We start from the raw sequence: 19705 nt of genomic DNA, 5'->3' as shown, positions 1-19705 counted from the left end.
AAAGGATTTTTGGGAGTGTCTGGCCAGGCTCTCTGGTCATGTAAACCCAAGAAAGGGTGGCCTGTTACTCACAATGACTGATGAAGATAACGAAACAGGAGGAAACAGGTTCACCGGAAAAGCGGATTTGCCAGACACCCTGACCGTAGAAGGGTTGGGATGATCGGGATGATCAGACCGAAGCATCACATGACACCGAAAGAGATGAGTTTTCAACGGTTGCATGTGTTGTGGTTGATTGTTTTTCTGCTTTTTGTGGTGTTGGTGCTCAGATTGAGTTGGGTGCAGTTGGGCGGGGGAGAACGGTATCATCGCCTCGCTGCCGAGAACAATTTCAAGCAAATTCCCGTTCTTGCTCCCAGGGGCAATATCTACGACCGGAACGGCAAACCGATTGTGACCAACCAATCGCTTTATACGGCCATTTATTTGGAAACGGATGACTCGAAAGAACAGAAGCTGGCAACTGCCAAACGGTTGGCCCAGGTATTGCATCTGCCGTTGGAGGAAGTTCTTCAATCGATGGATGTCGGTCTGGATGCCAAAGGAAATGATGTACCCCGCCGAGAGCCTCCCTATTATCCGAAAAAGATCAAGGACCGCCTGACGGAGCGGGAAGTGGTCAAACTGTTGGAAAATCCGTCCCTGTTTCCCGGAATTAACGTGATCATGGAACCCTTGCGCAAATATCGTGATGATACGTTTGCGGTACAGACGATCGGCTATGTCCGGCCGTTTGCCGGAGCCAAATCCTCCCTGAAAAAATACAAATCGGCGGCGGAAAAGCCGAATCAGGGGGGGTACCTGGATTGGGAACAGGTGGGGATGGACGGAATTGAGTACAGTTACCAGGACGAATTGCGTGGCAAGCACGGATACCGCCTGGTGAGGGTAAATTCATCGGGCAAAGTGGTGCAGGTGCTCAAAGAGGTGAATCCTCGACCGGGTAACAACTTATACTTGACATTGGATGAACAAATGCAGTTGGAGACGGAGAAGTTCATCGAGGAGCATTTGCGCCATTTGCGGACAATGGGAGGAAAAAATCAGGCACCGTATGCCAAATCGGCCTATGCGGTGGCGATGGAAGTCAAAACGGGCAAGATCCGGGCGATGGTCAGCTATCCCGACTACGATCCGAGCATTTGGAATCGGCGCGTTTCGACCAAAGACTATGAAAATCTGCGATTCATGATTCGTAACGGCACGATCGAAGAAGCACCGTTTGATGCCAGCGGTTACGATGACCCGGACCGGGTGGTGAACCGGCATCCGTTTTCTGTGTTGCCGCTGGGGTCTACGTTTAAGCCGCTGATGGTTTTGATGGGGCTTCAGGAAAAACTGATTACACCGTGGACATTCTGGCCCGACCCCGGAAAATTCTTCTACGCCAAAGCGACTCCACCCATCCGCAATGCCGGCGGGCACAACTACGGCGTGCTGAATCCGATTCGGGCGCTGCAAAAGTCCTCCAACACCTTCATGGCCTGGCTGGGTACGAAATGGTATCGGCGGGACAAGGACAACGCACTGAAAAAGTTTATGGAATACACGCACCAGTTCGGGTTGGGTGTTCCGACAGGTGTCCGGTTGAAAGGGGAACAGGACGGAACGGAAGACTATCGCAAGATCGCCAAGCGTTTCTCCGGACTGGGAGCGATGGCGCTTGCCTCATTCGGTCAGGCCCAGCGCTATACCACGTTACAGCTGGCACAGTATACGGCCACATTGGCCAACAAAGGGGTGCGGTTGCGTCCGCAGTTGGTGGAAAGAATAGTGGATGCAAACAACAAAGTGATCAAAGAGACGAAACCGGAAGTGTTGAATCGGGCTGCGATCGATCCCCGGTACTTTGATACGGTGACGCAGGGGATGGTGGCGGTCACTCAGCCCGGCGGCACTGCTTCTCAGCTGTTCAAGGGCCTGCCGTTTCAAGTGGCCGCCAAAACCGGAACGTCGGAACAGGATATTCCGGGACGCGGCCGTGTGGAGAACTCCGTATTCATCGCCTTTGCGCCTGCTGACAATCCGCAGATCGCTGTGGCCGTCGTCGTGCCGGAAGGCGGATACGGTGCGGTGGGGGCCGGTCCGATTGCGGAGAAGATGATTCAGCTGTATTACCAGCGGTTCATGCAGAACCAAGCCCGTTGACGGGAGGAGATATCGATGAAACGGTGGCGCGTGATGAAAAGACTGACCGTTTATTTTCTAAACGGATTGTTGGTGGTGCTGCCGCTGGCAGGTACCGTTTACCTGTTGCGCTATGTATATCAGCTGCTGAACGGCTGGGGAATGTTTTGGCTGCCCGAGCGCCTGCAATTTCCGGGGCTGGGCATATTGGTCGTCATCGGCTTTGTGCTTTTGGTCGGGTTCCTCGCCCGTTTGTGGGTGACGAAAAAGCTGCTGGAAGCGATGGAGTCCATCATTCAACGTTTGCCGCTCATCAAGGGAATTTACGGAACACTGAAGGATACGATTCATTCCTTTTTTGGTGAGAAGAAATCCTTTGATACGGTGGTCTTTGTCACTGTGGCGGGAACAAAGCGGATCGGTTTCCTGACCGTGAAAGAACCTTGCTTTACCACACGGGACGGAAAAGAGTATGTCGGTGTCTATTTTCCCCAGAGTCTTCAGTTTGCCGGGGATTTGCACTGGTTTGAACGGAGTGAAATCGAGGTGTTGGATCTTCCCGTTGACGAAGCGCTTCGTATGGTGTTGTCGGCCGGTGTGGCAGGAAAATCCAAATAAGCGGGACTTCACAACAGGTAAGATGAAGAAGCCCATCCTGTCACAAGGACAGGATGGGCTGGGTGATCATTTCGCTTACTGTTGGTTTTGCTGTTTACGGGATTGGGACTGTTGGTTTTGTTGACGAACTTGTTGAGCGTTCGTTTGGGAACCAGCAGCACCGGCCGTTTCAGTAGCGAACTCGGTTTGGAACGCTTGGCGGCCCGCAGACTGACGGTTTTGCTGACGGACCTGTTGAGCGTTGGTTTTCGGCGTACCTTTTTGGTACATGGATGATCACCTCCGTTCAGTATTCTCCCCGTCCAAACGCGATTCACACATGGAATATCGAACCAAAAGTGAAAAACGGAATCATCACGGGATTCGAGGAGGATATCATGAAGGACCGGATGCTGTTGACCTTGTTGCATGCATTGCCCAAAAAAACGATTTCCCGGTGGATGGGGCGTTTCGCCCGCAGTCCGGTAAGCAAACGCTTCATTCCCTATTACATCAAACGATTTGATATCAACCTGTCGGAAGTTGAAAAGCCATGGGAAGAATATGAAAGCCTGATGGAGTTTTTCGTTCGGCGGCTGAAACCGGGAGCGCGACCGGTCGACCCTTCTCCTGATACGGTGGTTAGCCCGGTTGACGGCACCATTTCCCAGCTCGGTACAATCACCCGGGACACGCTGATCCAGGCAAAGGGATTGGACTATCGGTTGGAGGATCTGTTGGGGGGAGACCGGGAGCGGGCCAAGCAATTTGAAAACGGAACATTTGTCACCATTTATCTGAGTCCGCGCGACTATCATCGGATTCACGCTCCGATAAAAGGGCGCATCCAGGGTTTGACCTACATTCCCGGCACGCTGTTTCCGGTCAATACATTCGGCGTTCGCACCGTTCGCGGATTGTTTGTGCGCAATGAACGGTTGATTACCTATCTGACTTCCCCGGCATTGGGAACGGTGGCCGTCATCAAAGTGGGCGCGACCAACGTGGGGAGTGTCAAAGTGACATATGATCCGGAAATCGTCACCAATCAACCGCGGCAAAACCAATTGGAAAAGAAATCGTATGATCCCGAACCGGAATTGGAAAAAGGGCAGGAGTTGGGACGGTTTGAGTTTGGTTCCACCGTCATTTTGTTGTTTGAAAAAGGAAAGATACAATGGTGTCGGGATTGGCGTCCGGAAGATCCGGTTCAAATGGGCCAACCCATCGCAAAGGCGGCTTTACGGCTCCAACATACCGTAAAGTAAGCGCAAGAAAAATCGCATGAACGGACACACCCTAAGAAGAGGGGGAACGGCGGTGTTTGGGCACACACAAATCCCGTTGCAGCGATTTCCATCTTATTTCCCGGTCGTCACCGGCATCCTTGCGGTGCAAACGGTGTTGTTCGCCATCATGACCGTGCAGGGCGGGACGACCGACCCTGAAGTGCTCATCCGTTACGGTGCCTACGAAAGCATGCTGGTGTCGGAAGGTGAATGGTGGCGGCTGGTTATCCCCGTGTTTCTCCACATCGGATGGATGCATTTTTTGTTCAACAGTTTTGCCTTGTATCTGTTGGGTCCGCAGTTGGAATGGTTGATGGGGCGGGTCTGGTTTTTGCTGTTGTATCTTGCTTGCGGGACGATGGGGAACCTGGTCACTCATTGGCTGGATTATTCCGTCATCACGGCGGGGGCATCAGGGTCCATATACGGTCTGTTCGGTGTTTATCTGTATCTGTACTGGCGACGTTCCATCGATCCGGAAACCGGAAAGGGATTGGTGGCGCTGGTCGGGATCAATTTGCTGATCAGCCTGTTTCAACCCAATATCAACCTGGCGGCGCATTTGGGCGGTCTGTTGTCAGGTTTTCTGCTGACGGAACCTTTGTTGCGGTTGCGCAGGCATTCCTAAGGTGTGACTGTACTCCGATTCACCCGGGTGATCCTTTTTCCCTCTCGCCCATATTCCAGATTTGAAGGTCGTTCGCCGGAAAAGGGACACCCCTTCCCCTGTATCACCACCGTCACCCTCCCGTCCATCCCCAACATTTTTTACCTTGGCGGAGATCGCTTAATGCTGTGCATGCTGGTTACCCTATCAATGGGTGATTTGCATGGGCATACTCAACCGATTGAATCGACTGGATCGGCAAGCTTGGCTGTTGTTGGCGATCAGTGGATTGTTTGCCGTCTCCACTGCGTTGTCCAACACGTTTGTCAATGTGTATCTGTGGAAGCTGAAACGGGACTATGGCTTGATCGGTTGGTTTAACCTGCTCCAGTATGCAGCCATGGCGGTCACGTTTATCGTGGCCGGGCGCATGGCCAAAAGTGTGGATCGGGTGATCGTGATCCGTTGGGGAGTGGCCGTTCATGCTTTGTTCTATCTATGTGTGCTGATGCTCGGGAACGGATCGGCCCGATACATTTCCTGGTTGGGAAGCCTGCTCGGAGTCGGAGCCGGGCTGTTCTGGTTGGCTTTCAACGTTTTGTACTTTGAGATCACCGAACGGAACAACCGGGATATGTTCAACGGGATGAACGGATTTTTGGGGTCGGTAGCCGGAATCGTGGCACCCCTTTTATCCGGATGGATCATTACGCGCGTGGACAGGTTGACGGGTTATCGTATCGTTTTCGGTCTTTCCATGGCCATTTTTCTGGGGGCGGTCATGGTCAGCTTTTTGTTGAAACGCCGCAAAGTGGAAGGGGAATACCAGTTGGTCAGCGTACTCCGGCAGTCCTTTCGCGTGAAAGAGCAGTGGCGATGGGTGATGGCAGCCAGTGTGGCCCAAGGGGCACGCGAAGGAGTGTTTGCATTTCTGGTAGCACTGCTCATTTATGTCACCACCCAAAACGAGATGGTATTGGGCAGTTTTCTGACAATCAGTTCACTGGTTTCCCTGATCGCTTTTTTGTTGGTGGGCCGGTTTTTACGCATGCAATGGCGCGATGAAAGCATGTTTGTCGGTACCTTGATGATGGGGGTGGTCGTCCTGCCCTTTGTCTGGAAGGCGGAAACATGGTCATTGTTTTTGTTGGGGGTGGGAGCGGCCCTGTTTTATCCCCTGTATATGGTGCCGCTGACATCCACGGTCTTCGATGTGATCGGTGAAAACAAGACATCGGCCCGTCTGCGGATCGAATATGTGGTGGCTCGGGAATTGGCGTTAAATCTGGGAAGGGTACTGAGTCTCGCCATGTTTTTATGGTGGGTGGGCAGAACGAATGATTGGGAACAGCTGCGCTGGCTGTTGCTGATCATCGGTTTTGTCCAGATGGTTGTTTGGTGGACACTGCGACACGTGCCATCGTTGTCAATATCCACCAAACCGAAACCCGGAAGCTCTTGACCGCGTGAAATGGTTTTCCGGCAGAGTGACGTTACAGCACCAGGGGCAACCACAACCAGGTAAGGATTCCTATGGATCAAACAGACCCCGGCCGATTTGGCCGGGGCGATTCATTATCGGTGCCCGATGGAGGGGATCAAATTTTTCGTGCCCACCGACCCGTAACGGGGTAGGAATACCACTGTCCGTTCCAGGTTTGGATCACCGCCCAAACCGTCAGGATGAAAGCGGACAGTGCCACGAGCGGGAACAGCAGGAATCCGATCAGCACCAACATCAGCACTTTGGATGCAAACAGCGCGACCAACACCCCCACATGAAACATAAACGCCTCTTTGGCGTGATGTTCCACGAACGGAGATTTGTCTTTGATCAAATATACCAAGAGGGGCAACAGCAACGGAAAAAACACCAGACTGGCATGGCACAGCACTGACCACACTTTGTCCCGATTTTCGATTGATGTGGTTTGCATATTCATTTCACCACCTTTTTCCTATCTTACCCCGGTTTTTGTTATAATGAACATGGATGGCGAAAAATTATTGTATCTTGAAAAATATCGAAATAGTCAAAAGAGAGGAGGGACGGCTGCTGTATTATTTTGCATACGGGTCGTGTATGGATGAATCGAGTTTTGCCGGAACCGTCGGACAAGAGCAGTATCAATTGCTGGGTGGTGCCCGGCTGAAGGATTATCGTTTGGCATTTCCCCTTTACAGTCAATCCAGGGGAGGTGGGGGTGTAGGCGACATCTTCCCGGACCCGGGCGGTGAGATGGAGGGGGTGTTGTACCGGTTGAAGCCGGCCGCATGGCCACTGTTGGATGAGCGGGAAGGGGTCTCACAGGGAACTTATCGGCGGATGAAGGTGGACGTCATCTGGGACGACCGTACGATCCAGGCGGTGACGTACACGGTGGTGAACAAGGCAGATCGGGAATATCGCCCCAGTCCATTGTATTGCCGGTTGATCATGAATGGTGCCAGGCGGCATTTGAGTGACGCATACTGCAGGCGTTTGATCAGGGAATGGAAAGAACGGTTCGGCATGGAATGGCCGATCCGGGAATGAGGAGGAGATGCTGTTGTCCGGACAGGTGACCATGAAGGAGATGGCGGAGCAGGCTCAAACATGGCGGACGGTATGGGAATCGCGTGATTCGTTGCAGGCTGTTTGGCGCAGATTGTTGTCGGCGGGACGGATCGAGGAGCTGGTATTTATCGGTTGCGGATCGTCCTATTATCTTGCCAGTTCGGCGGTCGCCGCATTTTCCAAATGGACGACTTACTCCGTCAAAAGCGTACCCGCATCGGAGTGGCTATTGTATCCGGATCAGCACGCATCGGGCAAGCGCACACTGTTGGTGATCATCTCCCGGTCCGGCACGACGACCGAGTGCCTGTGGGCGGCGGAAGCGGCGGAAAAAATGCCGGGTGTGCGTACTTTGGCCGTTACCTGCCATCCCGACAGCGCGTTGGCTCAACGTTGTGACGATACGCTGGCAGTAGCCGCCGGACGGGAAGAAAGCGTCGTGATGACCAAATCTTTCACCGGCATGCTGTACCTGCTGCTCGTCAGTGCCGCTTTGCTGGGTGAAAATCGCCATGCCCAGGCTGAATTGGCGGGATTGCCCGATCGCGCGGCCGCATGGTCGCAACTGGAAGCGGAAGGGAAGGCATTATCCGGGGAAGATTACCGGACAGTGGTTTGTTTGGGGGCGGGACCGTTGTACGGCATCGCCCAGGAAGCTGCATTGAAGGTAAAAGAGATGGCCGTTCAACCTTCCGAAGTATATCATCCGCTGGAATACCGGCATGGTCCCAAATCGATCGTGAACGATCAAACGTTGATTATCCTGTTTGCTTCCGACAGAGGACGGGAGTACGAACCCCGGTTGATCCGGGAATTGAAGCAATTGGGCGGTAGTGTTTGGGTGATCGGAGGGAGTGCCGATCTGTATGCCGACGTGGATCGTCACACGCCGCTGGAGGAAACGGTGGGGGATTGGACGCGTGGACTGCTCGGCCTTTTACCCGTGCAACAATTCGGCGTGCATTATGCCATTCGGCGTGGATACGATCCGGATCGCCCGCGTCATTTGTCCCAGGTGGTGGAGTTGTAGATGGAATCGGTTTGGCTCGGCATCGATGTCGGCGGCACCAATGTGGTGATGGCATTGGGAGATGGGGATGGCAACGCATTCGTCAAAAAACGGATTCCCACCCTGGCTGCGGACGGGCCAGCCAGGGTCCTCAAGCGGATCATCGACGCGGTCGAAACCATGCTGGAGGAAACGGGTACGTCGTTTTCCCGATTGGGTGGCATCGGTTTGGGCGTTCCGGGATTGGTTGACGCGGAGCGCGGTGTGGTCCGGTTGGCGGTCAATTTAAATTGGCGCCAGGTGGCGGTGTCTGAGGTGTTCCGCAGTCACTTCGGTGTGCCGGTTCGCGTGGACAACGACGTGCGGTCAGCTGCGTTGGGGGAGTATCAGTTTGGGGCCGGCAAGGGTTTTCGCCATTTTTTATGTTTGACGCTGGGAACAGGGATCGGATCAGGGATGTTTTTGGATGGTCGCCTCTATGCAGGTGCAACCGGTAGTGCGGGAGAAATTGGCCATATGGTGGTGGAGCGTGAAGGGTTTCCGTGTACGTGCGGCAATCGCGGCTGTCTGGAGACGATCGCATCGGGTCCGTCATTGGTCCGGTTCGTACGGGAACGTATAACGGAGGGGGTGCCAACAAGTCTCGACAATGGTGAGCCGCTCACGGTGGAACGCATCGGCTCAGCGTTTGATGTCCAGGATGCACTGGCGCAGGAAGCAATCCGCCGCGCCGGGAAGTATTTGGGTTTTGCTCTGGCCAATGCCGTGCACTTGTTGAACGTGGAGCGGGTAATCATCGGTGGCGGTGTTTCGCTGTTGGGTGACCGTCTGTTCGGATTTGTCCGGAGCGAGTTTCAACGCTGCGTGTTGAAAGGTGTGGGTGACGGTGTAGATATCGTTCCGGCTGCGCTGGGGGACGAGGCGGGCGTGATGGGAGCGCTGGCGTTGGCTCGCCAGGCGGCGGGTTTGCCCTTGGATTCGCCCGCCACGGCTTGATTTGGATTACGGATGAAAATCCGATCAACGGGACCAACCGGCTCAATAGACGAAATGACGAGGGTGAGAAAGGTGACGAATCTGCGGCGCCGCAGTACGTTTGATCAACGGTATGAACGTTTTGTCCGTTCGCTGCGGGAACAAATCGTGACCGGTCAACTGAAGCCCGGAGATTTCATTCTGTCTGAACATGAATTGGCCGATCTGTACGAACTGAGCCGCGGGTCGGTGAGAAAAGCGCTGTCGGAGCTGGTGTCCGAGGGATTGTTGCTCAAAATCGCCGGCAGGGGAAACATGGTGACTTACCCGCGAAAAGGCGACGTTCGTCTGGCCACGATCAAACTGGGTTGGTTTTCCCCTTCCTATGAATTGCCTGTGGTCCGTCAGTTGCTGCAACGATTTGAAGAGCGGTATCCGATGTTACGTGTTCAGTTGGTGCCGATTCCGACCCCGGAGTATGTGGAGACATTGATGGAGTGGAATGCGTCGGAAACGGTTATCGATGTGTTCGTTCTCCCTGATTTTTTCTTTCTGCGGTGGGTTCAGCAAGGCTGGATGCATCAGCTCCATCCGTATTTGCCTGAGGAGATGCAGCGGGAACAATCGACCTATCCCCAATTGTTGCGCATGTTTCAGCATGACGGGATGCAGTATGCCACACCGTTTGTCTTTTCACCGGTGGTGATCGGCTACCATCGACGGATGGGGGCATCCGGGAGACCAACCCGATTCGTGATTGGACGGGACTGGTGGAAACGGCGCGCCGGTGTTCCGTTCGGTCGCCGGACGGCAAATGTGATCAGTACGGTTTTTGTTTCTCCGCTTCCCGCAATCGTTGGCCGGTGTTCCTGTTGCAAAACGGGGGGCGGTTGGCTGATGCCGACGGCCGGCTTCTTTTGGATCATCCCCGTAACGTCGAGGCGCTTCGTTTTTGCGTGGACCTGATGTATCAGCATCGTGTCGCTCCCGTTTTTTCACACGGAAGTGACCGTCTGGCCGAGGATCTGTTTATGCGGGGGCGTGCGGCGATGATCCTGACGACGTATTATTTCATGAACGAATTCCGAAATCAGGGGATGGACTGGGATCTTTTGCCTCCTCCGACGGGACGGCAAGAGGCAACATTGTTGTTGGGCAACGGTCTGGCCATCAATACGAATTCCCCCAACCGGGCAGCTGCCGAAGCTTTGGTTGATTTTTTGACGAGTCGGGAGGCGCAAAGTGAGATCAAGATGCAATCATGTACGATCCCGGCGCGTAGAGATGTAGCCGAAGATCGTACGTTATGGCGGTTTGACGTTCACCCCGAACATTATCATGTGTTTGTCGACGTGTTGCCCTATGCGCGATCCATTCGGGAATTGGGGGTTACGGAGGAACAGTTCTCTTTTTTGGAAAAAGAACTGCATTTGATGTGGGCCCGCATGGAGGCGCCCGATGTGGCGTGTCACAGAATCACGGAGGAGTGGAACCGCCGTTCGGCTTTACCGACGTTATAAAGAGTGAGCCGGAAAACCCGATCCTTAGAGGTGGGGATGAAAGCGAGCATCGGACGCGGGCAAGTCCGACCGCATTGGGGTACAATCGGACCGGAAAGTTCGAAAACACTACTTTTACCATCAAAAACTCGTGAAACGTAAATCACCAGGGCTTGAATGAAGCCATCGTGGATGGATGTGGGCTACCGCGCCGGATGAAGCGGGAATTCCACGGCGACCAAGGGGAGTGCCTCCGGTACTTCCGCCGTGTGGGGCAAGTCACAAACGCATTGTTTCTTGGTGCATTCGTTTTGGAGCCGTTTTCCCAACCGGATCAATTTGTTGTGATCCGTTGGGTAAACGGCTTTTTTGGTCATCAAATCGTCATATCCAACGGGAGTCCCAACCGTCAAAATGGGAATGGGCGGATCTGTCTTTCAAGGGGACACGCCCGTTTTATCCCATCAGGATCGGACGGTGAGCGTAATGGATCATCGGAAATGGTACATGTGGATAGTATGGTTCGTGTCGGTGACGATCCTCGCGGGGTGTTCGCATTCCGCAGGATCTCAGCCTTCTTCCAACCGTCCTCATCCCGCTCTCAGTTTACACGTGCAGACGCATACAGCCAAGGCCACCCAGGACGCCTTGCTAAAACAAACACTGCTGACAACATACGGCGACAAGCATCCCGCACGGTGGGGTGAACACATGCCGGGGATCTACCAGCGGTTTGATACCCGGCAAAAAATCGTCGCCCTTACCTTCGATGCCTGCGGTGGCAAGGAAGGGAGCGGCTATGACAAAAAACTGATTGACTTTCTGATCCAACAACGCATTCCGGCAACGCTGTTTATCAACAGCCGCTGGATCGACGCCAATCCGGAACTCTTTCAATCGTTGGCTCGCAACCCGCTGTTTGAGATCGAAAATCACGGTTTTCTGCACAAGCCATTGTCGGTGGATGGACGATCGGTCTACGGAATAGCCGGTACCCGGGATGTGGCGCAAGTGGTGGACGAGGTGATGATCAATGAACGGAAAATCGAGCGGCTCACCGGGCGTAAGCCGATGTTCTTCCGTCCGGGGACTGCCTATTTTGACGACGTCGCAGTTGAGATCGTGCATCAGTTGGGTTTGAAGCCACTCAACTACGACGTACTGGGCGATGCCGGGGCGACTTACAATACCGCTCAGGTGAAGCGGGCACTGTTGAGCGTCAAACCCGGTTCGATCGTGCTATTGCACATGAACATGCCCCGCGGCGACACGGCTGAAGGAGTGATCCAAGCGATTCCTCTGCTGAAAAAGCGGGGATATCGTTTTGTCCTTCTTCAAGAAGTAGCGGGTCAATTGCGTTCTTGACCGATTCGGGATCGAAAGCGTTGCCGGATTGCAACCATCACCGCCCTGCGTACTGTCAGGGCGGTGATCATTTACGCTGTCACTTCCAAAAGTCCGATGAAAGTACCCGTTGACATCGGGTTGATCAGGGTCGATGAAGACGATCGTTTGCGGATCATGAGACGTACGACAGAGACGATCGGTTGGCGGTGATTCGCGCTTTATTTATCCCCTTATATTTTTGACAATTCAAAATAGAGGTGATACATTGGAGACAGGTGAAATACAACTGAAATGGAAATTTCCATCATACCGTGAAAGGAGGGGGACGCGAATGCGAGTGGGGGTGGCATCCGCGACGATTACTCCGCCGCCCGGGATCCAGATGGCGGGTTACGCCTTTCGGGATCGCCCGGCAGAAGGCACATGGGACGAGTTGACGATGCAGGTGATGGTGATCGAACATGACGGCACGCGTGTGGGACTGGTCACGGCGGATGTGATTTGGTTTGATGCCATGTGGTCCGATGAGGTTCGTCGTACCTGGATGGCGGCCGACACTCAAATGGCCGATGTGTGGTTCGCCGCGTCACATACACATGGCGGTCCGCAAACGGCAAAGGGGATGCACCCGCTGTTGGGGAAACCGTCCGATCAGTATCTGGACCGGTTGAGACAGACGGTTCTCCGGTTGGCGGATCAGGCCGCCGCCGATTTGGAAGACGTCAGGCTGTTTTCTGCGCAAGGGTGGTGTTCCTTCGGCGTCAACCGGCGCCGGCGGGAAGACGGTCGGGTCGTGATGAAACCGGAGGAGAGCGGTCCGCGCGACGACTGCGTCACGGTAGTCGGTTTTCGCCGTCTCGACGGAACTTGGAAGTCGTTTTGGTTTCATTACACTTGTCATCCGACGGCAGCAGGCGGATATCATTTTACCGCCGACTACCCCGGGGCGGCACGTCGTTGGATTGAGACTGCCATCCCGGGTGCCAAGGCGATGTTTTTACAGGGATGCTGTGGGGACATCCGACCACGCCTGGTGGATGAGCGTGGTGCTTTCTACCGCGGGGGTCCGGCAGAAGTGGAGCGGTTGGGGCGTTTGTTGGGTCGGGAAGTGGTGCGCCTGCTGACAGAAATGGAGACCGAGGTTCCGCATCTTGCAATCGATTCTCATAAGGTGGAACTGCCCTTGCAAACAGTTGCTCCACGTCCTCTCCTGCCCGATATCGAAGCAAGCCGACTGTACCCCGCATGGCGGGAGTTGGCCCGGAAAAAGACGGGGTGGAGGCCGGAATTGCGTCTCGGGCGGTTGCAGATCAGCGAGCGGGTCGTTCTGTACGGGTTCAGTGCGGAAATGGCGGTGGAATATGGACTGTGGCTGAGAAGGCGCTTTCCCCGGCACCGCATCATCCCCGTCGGTTATGTGAACGGATGTCTGGGGTATCTTTGTCCGGCGCGTTACGTGGATGAAGGCGGATACGAAGTGGAGGAATCGTATTTGTATTTCGGTTTGCCCGCTCCGTTTTCCCGTGAAGTGGAGGAACGGATCAAACGGGGAATTGCCGCGCTCCCCGGTTTGCGGAACGAGCGAAAAGAGGAGGCAGGATCGTGAAGATCTCCGTATTTACGGTGTTGTTTAAAGACCGGAGTATTCATCAGACATTTCGCATCTGTGCAGACCTGGGCGTTGACGGGGTGGAGCTGTACGGAAGAGAACCGCATTTGTCGGAGGAGACTTCCGCTCTGAGGGTGGAGGAGATCAAGGCATTGTCAAAAGAATACGGACTGCCTGTGATCGGAATCGGCACGTATATTGGCCGGTTTTCGACCGACAACGATGCGGATTGCCAACGGGACGTGGAACGATTGGAGCGTTTTTTGGAACACGCCGCCGAGTTGGAATGTCCGCTTATCCGTGTGGGATGCGGCGGTCCGCACGCATTTCGCGCACACGAGTACCATTTTCTCAAAGGGGCGGAATGGATCCGTAAGTGCGCCGATCGCGCCGCAATGTACGGATGCAAACTGATGATCGAAATTCATAACGGTTCACTGGTGGAAACGGTTAACGATGCGCTGCGTTTCCTTCGCTTGGTGGACCGGGACAATGTCGGATTGATTCATGACGCGGGGAATATGGCGATTACCGATACGGATTTTGGAAAAGCATCGATTCACCAGTTGAAAGATCATCTGTTTCATGTTCATGTCAAAGATGTGGCGCGGGTACCCTCTTCGGACGTTGCCGGCGGATTTCAAAACCTGACTCGTCACGGAATGGAACATTTCCAACAGCGGTTGTTGGGAGAGGGAGATGTGGACCACCGTCCGGTGGTGGAGGGTTTGATGGAGATCGGCTATACGGGATACCTGTCGATTGAATCGCATGCGCCGCTGCCCGATGTGGAACGCGCCAAAGCGGATATCAAGGCATTGCGCGAAATCATTGACCAAGTCTCCGCAAAGAGGGCCAATGCCAGATGATCGGGCTGCTTGTACATGACAGAGGAAGGGCGTCGTCGTATTCTGTTTATCTGGAAGAAATCCTGTCTCATGCCGGATTACCCTTTGCCCGTCATGAAACGGTGGCGGGAGCGATGCGGGATGGACCGGCTGTGCTGCTGTCGATCGGCAGGCCGATGGGTTCCAGGGCCGAATGTGAGGAATTGGAACGGTTTGTTCAGACCGGCGGCACGCTGATTCAGATCGGGGACGGCACGGGCTTGGACAAGGTGTTGGGCGTTCGGTACACGGGATCGTTTGAAGAGGAAGGGTGGTGGACGGGAGCTCCGGATCATCCGGTCACCCGGGAATGTCATGTGCCGCTTCATGCCTTCGCCATCACTGGGATGAAGGCGATCACCGCCATGTCGCTGGGCGCGATCGTCTCTCGGGAAGGAGCGAATGTGGGAGACGGGATCGCTGTGCGGCAAGCGGGTGATGGCATTGCTGTGGCAATCGCACCGGATGTGGCCACCACGATCGTCCGTATTCAACAAGGGATACCGGTCGAGCGGGACGGAGCTCCTGCCCCCGATGGCACCGCACCGATTGACGACGGGATTCTCAAAGCGGAAGACGGATTGGTGCTGGATTGGGAACGAGACCGGCAACCGTTCGACCGGGGAGCGCCGTTTTTCCAAGTGCCGGTGGCGGATGAATGGCGGAAGCTGTTGGTCCGCTTCATCTTGTGGGGAGCGGAACGTCAGGGTGTGCCACTGCCCATGTTGTGGTATTGGCCGGGCGGTTTATCTGCGGTGGGTCACCTGTCGCTGGATTCGGATTTGAACGAGGACGAAGCGGCGATGACGACGTTGCGGGTGCTCGACCAAGCTGACGTGAAGGCAACATGGTGCGTGATGTATCCGGGCGGTTACCGTTCGGCGACCTACACGGCCATCCGTTCGCAGGGCCACGAGCTTGCCCTCCATTACAATGCGATGAAAGATGATGCACGCTCCCGTTGGGGGGAGGATGATTTCGATTTTCAATGGCGTTGGTTGCAGGAGCGTTCGGGTGTGCCGATTGTCACCAACAAAAACCATTATTTGCGTTGGGAAGGGGAAACCGAATTTTACCGGTGGTGTGAACGAAGGGGTATTCGGGTGGATCAGACCAAAGGGCCGACCAAACAGGGAGATATCGGGTTTTTGTTCGGCAGTTGCCATCCGTGGTTCCCCATCGAGGATACCGGAGACGGAATGCGCCGTATGGCGGTGTTGGAAATTCCTTTGCTGACGCAGGACCTCGTGTGGACTGTACCTTTTGAGGTGTGTCGTCCCTTGTTGGACCGATGCGTGCAACACCACGGCGTCGCCCACTTTTTGTTTCATCCTCATCACATTCACACAAAGCCGGAGGTGGCACGGGCAGTGATCGCACTGACCGAGGTGGGGAGAGAATGGGGGCTGGCGTGGTGGACGGCAGAGGAGATCGATCGTTGGGAACGTCTCCGTCGTCAGGTTGATTTGGTTTGCCGCAAAATCGGGACAGGCGGATGGGAAATTCACGTCCGGTCACCTCGTGAAGTACCGGATGCCACCCTGCTGATTCTGGCTCCGGGCGGTCGGGAACGCGAGATTCCACCCTTGTCATTCTCCGGTTTGACGACGGATCGCGTTCGATTGAAACGAATGGACGGTTTTGACTTTTACGAAGTAAGGGGAACGATTCGGGCGGGAGACGCGCATGTACGAGTGAGGGGCGATAGCGGATGAAAACATTGCGGTTACTGCCCGAACCCAAACGAATCCGTTTGCGGGCGGGAAAGTTTGTGCCCGACGCTTCCCAACCACCCGCGGTTTCGCTGGATACCGCCTGTGAAGAGCGGCTGATGCGCAAGGTGCGCGGTCTCTCCGACACTGTGCGGGTGGAGGCTGTACCCGGTTTTTCCCTGGTGTGGGGAAATCCCGAACCCATCACGGAAGAGGAGCGCCCCCGCCATCCGGATGGGTACGCCTTGTCGGTGGATAAAGGTGGAATTCGCCTGATCGCTCCCACCGCCCGGGGGTTGTACTATGGTTGGCTCACCCTGCAACAGTTACGGGAGGAGGACGACGGGTTTCCCGCATGTTTGATTCAGGACGAGCCGTGTGTTTCCCTGCGCGGCATTCACCTGGATTTCAAGGCCGGAGTGCCGACGATGGCATATTTGGAAGAAACAATCATCGAACTGTCCCGTTACAAGATCAATCTGTTGCTGGTGGAGTATGAGGACCGCGTTCCCTGGGGGGATGAAGGGTGGCGGCACCCTCACGCGTTGACGTTGACCGAGTTGGAACGGCTGCAGCAAGTCGCCCACGATCACTTCGTCGAAGTGATGCCGTTGCAGCAAACGTTTGGTCACCTGCACTACATTTTGCGACATGACCGGTGGGCGCGATTTCGCGAGTTGCCGGATCAGATCGGGGATCTCTGCCCCTCTCATCCCGAAGCCGTCGCTTATGTGGCAAAGCTGGTTGAACAGATGGCGGCGGCTCACCCGCGATCCCGCCATATTCACCTCGGAGCGGATGAAACCTTCCATTTGCACGCGTGTCCCCGGTGTCGCGAACGGTGGGGGGAGAGCGGCCGCGAAACCAATTACGTGCATCATGTCAACCGGATGGCGGAGCTGGTGCGTCGCCACGGGAAAATCCCGGTTATCTGGGACGATATGTTACGGGGCATGTCCGACCGGTCACTGGATCAATTGTCCAGGGACATTTGCTTGATGGTTTGGTGTTATTATACCGGTGACCGCATTCATCGTCAGATTGACCGGCATGTCGAGCGGTATCGGACATTCGGGTTTCATCTGTTCGGTGCGGGTTGCATCCAGGGGGCGGACGAACATGCCTTCCATTTGCCCAACTACCGGTCGCGGGCGGACAACCTGGCGGATTGGGCACGACGCCTGGCACGCGGGTCGTGGGAAGGGGCGGTGGGGACAGCATGGGCCCGGTATACAAGTGTCCATCCCCCCACCGAACCATTTCCGGTGATCTGGTACGGAGCGCTGTTGGCGGCCGAATGTTTCTGGACGGGACAACCACCGGAGTTGACGAAAGTGGACGATTTCGTCAGCCGCCGGCTGTTCGGGACGGCGACGACCATCCCCTTTCACCGCATCAATCCAGGCCATTATGCCAACGGACTGTACGATGATCCGGAAGCGATGGAGGTTTTGGTCAGTCAAGCCGTACGCCGACGGCGGGAAGCGGAAATGTACCGATTGATGGCCAAACTGCGTCATTTGCAGTTGTGGACCCGGCACGCATTGGAGCATGGATACCGGATCGACAGGGGATGGAGTACGCGCACGGAAACGGCCATCGTGTGCGGATACGTGAAAGAAGCGTTGCGAATGGCCGATGAGTGGGAACAGGAGGCGCTGCCTGTTTTCACCTCTTTTTACCGCCGGCAGGATGCCGAGGAATGGCTGGCTTCCCGTCTGGACCCGATCCGGCGGCAGGCGGGTGATGCGCTGAAAAGGTGGCAGGGTGACGGGGCATAAGGGATGGTAGGCGACGTTCTGTTTGGTGCTGTTTAGAAAGCCCATCACAGGGGCCTGTATGAGCTTTCAGGACCCCTCTCAATAATAATAAAGTGCCCCCCTTTTCTGCTGGCAAAAAACGATTTCCCAAAAAGTGAAAACGGAAATCGGCTTTAGATTTCGTTTTCAAAGGATATGAACAAAAGCCCAAGCAAGGGTAAGAACGGCACTATAAATAAGCAAAACTTTCTTTGCGAAAGTCTCCGCCTGTGGATTTCGTTCTTTCGGGGTTATATAAGAGTCAGTATGTTCCCCTGAAATCAACCAAGGAAAGGCCGTAAATAGAAAAGGGGCGACAAAAAGAACCGCCACACCTATAACACTTGAGTTGAATTCCTGCTTATTCCCGGAAGCATCCATCAATACCAATGTAGCGAAAATGCCCGTAATGATGGTGTGTACTTTCAAAATCCGTAAACCAATTCGACGAAGACGTTCTCTAGTGGAGAATATCAAAAATACAATTACAAATCCTACGCCAATAAACAGCCACCCAAAAAATAAGGCCACAATGATCGTTGCCCAATCCATATCTTCGGCTCCTTGTATGCTTCTCTTGGGATTTTTCTATGGTTAGCATACCTGCAAATAGGTACATTTAAAAGATCAGGTGAAACAGGCATTGTTGGAACGAATTTTCTGATCTATACTGATATTAGTCTGTTTATGTGTATGGGAGACTCGTCACAGACTTTGGACGGGTCTTCACTCTTTTCTTTCTGCGTTTGTTATTCAGAGGTGATGAAATGTTTCAAGATCAAAGCAAATTACGTCTTTTTTATGCGATTGTCCTTATTTTAACAATAGCCGCAGTGGAACATAGGTGGTCTTTTGGAAAGATATGCGATCGTGTCTCTTCTCACTATTTGTTTCTGTGATTGGTGGATTTTTTGGGTAATTAGAACAGGTGATTGGCGTAAACTCAAGGAAAATTAGCGTTATCCTTTCTAGAAAGGAGAACTAGATATGGGAGAGCAAATCGAATTAGCAGATTCTAACGGGAAATTTGTTTTGGAAGCCACAAACATTATCCCAGCCGTGTGGATGAGTTTGTTTGATGAGACTGATATCAAGTTGGAAGAATATCATTTTGAATACAAGAAAGAAGAATCGGAGAGAAGAAAGGTATTTCCATACCTGGAAGTAAAGGCAGAGGTTGGAATTCGCCGTACAGTCGAACGAAGAGAGATGTTTCTCAAGCGCCTGCCTGATTTCTTTATGGAGTACTACGACGCTTGGCTTTCCTTTATAAAGAGATATCCAACAGGAACATTTCAATGCGATCCTTGTTGGGTATTGCTATTATCTATGGGTACGGATGATACTGATGAGCTTACCCAAGAAGTAAAAAGGTTGGTACGTACATTTCGAACAGACGATGATGAGGATTGGACTCGTTTATTTGACCACGCGAATGAAGGGTCATATACTCCAAGAAACACGGAGAGCATTAAACAGGACTTAATCATCTTTGAGGAATCAATATACAATCTATTTGGTTTGAGTGCCTATCGCTATGATCCCCAAAAAAGCGAGAAGGTTTGGAGAGATTTGACTGATTGGGAGATATTGTTCAAGTCTCGATATGGGCGAGGATTAATGGAGTGGACGAAAGAGGATTTGAATAAAAAGATTCCAATCGATATCTATTTGATGAGGGAGTAGTG

The 19705-nt window shown here is 53.9% G+C and carries 19 protein-coding genes and 1 pseudogene; 16 read left to right on the top strand and 4 right to left on the bottom strand.

From position 1 onward, the window contains the following. Nucleotides 1-159 precede the first annotated feature (159 nt). Complete coding sequence (locus JQC72_RS04055) at nucleotides 160-2151, top strand: peptidoglycan D,D-transpeptidase FtsI family protein (RefSeq protein WP_205493018.1); 1992 nt, start codon at nucleotides 160-162, stop codon at nucleotides 2149-2151. Nucleotides 2152-2166: 15 nt separating this feature from the next. Further along, nucleotides 2167-2748, top strand: coding sequence for a DUF502 domain-containing protein (locus JQC72_RS04050; RefSeq protein ID WP_205493015.1), 582 nt, complete (start codon nucleotides 2167-2169; stop codon nucleotides 2746-2748). Nucleotides 2749-2823: 75 nt separating this feature from the next. On the opposite strand, the gene JQC72_RS04045 is transcribed toward JQC72_RS04050, so the two are convergent. After that, nucleotides 2824-3018, bottom strand: coding sequence for a gamma-type small acid-soluble spore protein (locus JQC72_RS04045; RefSeq protein WP_205493012.1), 195 nt, complete (start codon nucleotides 3016-3018; stop codon nucleotides 2824-2826). Between the two features lie 107 nt (nucleotides 3019-3125). Here JQC72_RS04045 and asd point away from each other — a divergent pair, with 107 nt between their 5' ends. The 3 genes from asd to JQC72_RS04030 all read left to right on the top strand — a co-directional run bounded on the left by asd (nucleotide 3126) and on the right by JQC72_RS04030 (nucleotide 6085). After that, the gene (asd, locus tag JQC72_RS04040; protein ID WP_205493011.1) at nucleotides 3126-3995 is read left to right on the top strand and encodes an archaetidylserine decarboxylase; all 870 of its coding nucleotides are present in this window, start codon (nucleotides 3126-3128) and stop codon (nucleotides 3993-3995) included. Between the two features lie 52 nt (nucleotides 3996-4047). Then, nucleotides 4048-4644 carry a rhomboid family intramembrane serine protease gene (locus JQC72_RS04035; RefSeq protein WP_205493009.1) on the top strand — a complete coding sequence of 199 codons (597 nt, stop codon included), beginning with the start codon at nucleotides 4048-4050 and terminating at the stop codon, nucleotides 4642-4644. 202 nt (nucleotides 4645-4846) lie between these two features. Beyond that, entirely contained in the window at nucleotides 4847-6085 is a 1239-nt protein-coding gene (locus JQC72_RS04030; protein ID WP_205493007.1) for an MFS transporter, read from the top strand. A gap of 136 nt (nucleotides 6086-6221) precedes the next feature. Here the strand turns inward: JQC72_RS04030 and JQC72_RS04025 are convergent, their stop codons facing one another. Next, nucleotides 6222-6560, bottom strand: coding sequence for a DUF4870 domain-containing protein (locus JQC72_RS04025; RefSeq protein WP_205493006.1), 339 nt, complete (start codon nucleotides 6558-6560; stop codon nucleotides 6222-6224). A 56-nt stretch (nucleotides 6561-6616) separates the two neighbouring features. Between JQC72_RS04025 and JQC72_RS04020 the strand changes: the two genes are divergently transcribed. The 5 genes and pseudogenes from JQC72_RS04020 to JQC72_RS04000 all read left to right on the top strand — a co-directional run bounded on the left by JQC72_RS04020 (nucleotide 6617) and on the right by JQC72_RS04000 (nucleotide 10684). After that, the gene (locus tag JQC72_RS04020; RefSeq protein ID WP_302104462.1) at nucleotides 6617-7159 is read left to right on the top strand and encodes a gamma-glutamylcyclotransferase family protein; all 543 of its coding nucleotides are present in this window, start codon (nucleotides 6617-6619) and stop codon (nucleotides 7157-7159) included. Between the two features lie 13 nt (nucleotides 7160-7172). Then, nucleotides 7173-8210, top strand: a complete 1038-nt coding sequence (locus JQC72_RS04015; RefSeq protein WP_205493002.1) for an SIS domain-containing protein — start codon at nucleotides 7173-7175, stop codon at nucleotides 8208-8210. Then, nucleotides 8211-9185, top strand: coding sequence for an ROK family protein (locus JQC72_RS04010; protein ID WP_205493000.1), 975 nt, complete (start codon nucleotides 8211-8213; stop codon nucleotides 9183-9185). It abuts the gene before it with no gap. A 12-nt stretch (nucleotides 9186-9197) separates the two neighbouring features. After that, nucleotides 9198-9470: pseudogene (locus JQC72_RS16410) on the top strand (winged helix-turn-helix domain-containing protein); the annotation flags it as partial. Between the two features lie 464 nt (nucleotides 9471-9934). Further along, nucleotides 9935-10684, top strand: coding sequence for an extracellular solute-binding protein (locus JQC72_RS04000; RefSeq protein ID WP_335342388.1), 750 nt, complete (start codon nucleotides 9935-9937; stop codon nucleotides 10682-10684). Nucleotides 10685-10866: 182 nt separating this feature from the next. Here the strand turns inward: JQC72_RS04000 and JQC72_RS03995 are convergent, their stop codons facing one another. Beyond that, a complete protein-coding gene (locus JQC72_RS03995; RefSeq protein ID WP_205492998.1) occupies nucleotides 10867-11040 on the bottom strand; it encodes a hypothetical protein in 174 nt (57 codons plus the stop codon). Nucleotides 11041-11374: 334 nt separating this feature from the next. Here JQC72_RS03995 and JQC72_RS03990 point away from each other — a divergent pair, with 334 nt between their 5' ends. The 5 genes from JQC72_RS03990 (at nucleotide 11375) to JQC72_RS03970 (ending at nucleotide 17999) form a co-directional block, all read left to right on the top strand. Next, nucleotides 11375-12028, top strand: a complete 654-nt coding sequence (locus tag JQC72_RS03990) for a polysaccharide deacetylase family protein (protein WP_205492997.1) — start codon at nucleotides 11375-11377, stop codon at nucleotides 12026-12028. 313 nt (nucleotides 12029-12341) lie between these two features. Next, entirely contained in the window at nucleotides 12342-13616 is a 1275-nt protein-coding gene (locus JQC72_RS03985) for a hypothetical protein (protein ID WP_205492993.1), read from the top strand. Beyond that, nucleotides 13613-14488, top strand: coding sequence for a sugar phosphate isomerase/epimerase family protein (locus tag JQC72_RS03980; RefSeq protein ID WP_205492991.1), 876 nt, complete (start codon nucleotides 13613-13615; stop codon nucleotides 14486-14488). Before JQC72_RS03985 ends, JQC72_RS03980 begins: the two co-directional genes overlap by 4 nt. Beyond that, nucleotides 14485-16221, top strand: a complete 1737-nt coding sequence (locus JQC72_RS03975) for a polysaccharide deacetylase family protein (RefSeq protein ID WP_205492989.1) — start codon at nucleotides 14485-14487, stop codon at nucleotides 16219-16221. Before JQC72_RS03980 ends, JQC72_RS03975 begins: the two co-directional genes overlap by 4 nt. Next, a complete protein-coding gene (locus tag JQC72_RS03970; RefSeq protein ID WP_205492987.1) occupies nucleotides 16218-17999 on the top strand; it encodes a family 20 glycosylhydrolase in 1782 nt (593 codons plus the stop codon). The genes JQC72_RS03975 and JQC72_RS03970 overlap by 4 nt, the downstream gene beginning before the upstream one ends. A gap of 165 nt (nucleotides 18000-18164) precedes the next feature. On the opposite strand, the gene JQC72_RS03965 is transcribed toward JQC72_RS03970, so the two are convergent. Continuing rightward, on the bottom strand, nucleotides 18165-18569 hold the full coding sequence (locus tag JQC72_RS03965) for a hypothetical protein (protein ID WP_205492986.1): 405 nt from the start codon (nucleotides 18567-18569) through the stop codon (nucleotides 18165-18167). Nucleotides 18570-19004: 435 nt separating this feature from the next. On the opposite strand from JQC72_RS03965, the gene JQC72_RS03960 reads away from it, so the two are divergent. Continuing rightward, nucleotides 19005-19703: a hypothetical protein gene (locus JQC72_RS03960; RefSeq protein WP_205492984.1), complete on the top strand. Its 699-nt coding sequence runs from the start codon at nucleotides 19005-19007 to the stop codon at nucleotides 19701-19703. Nucleotides 19704-19705 lie beyond the last annotated feature (2 nt).

Origin of the sequence: Polycladomyces zharkentensis (genome assembly GCF_016938855.1) — a bacterium.
Classification (GTDB): Bacteria; Bacillota; Bacilli; order Thermoactinomycetales; family JIR-001; genus Polycladomyces; species Polycladomyces zharkentensis.
The sequence above is the reverse complement of the archived record's forward strand: the minus strand, read 5'-3'. Positions and strand labels throughout refer to the sequence as shown.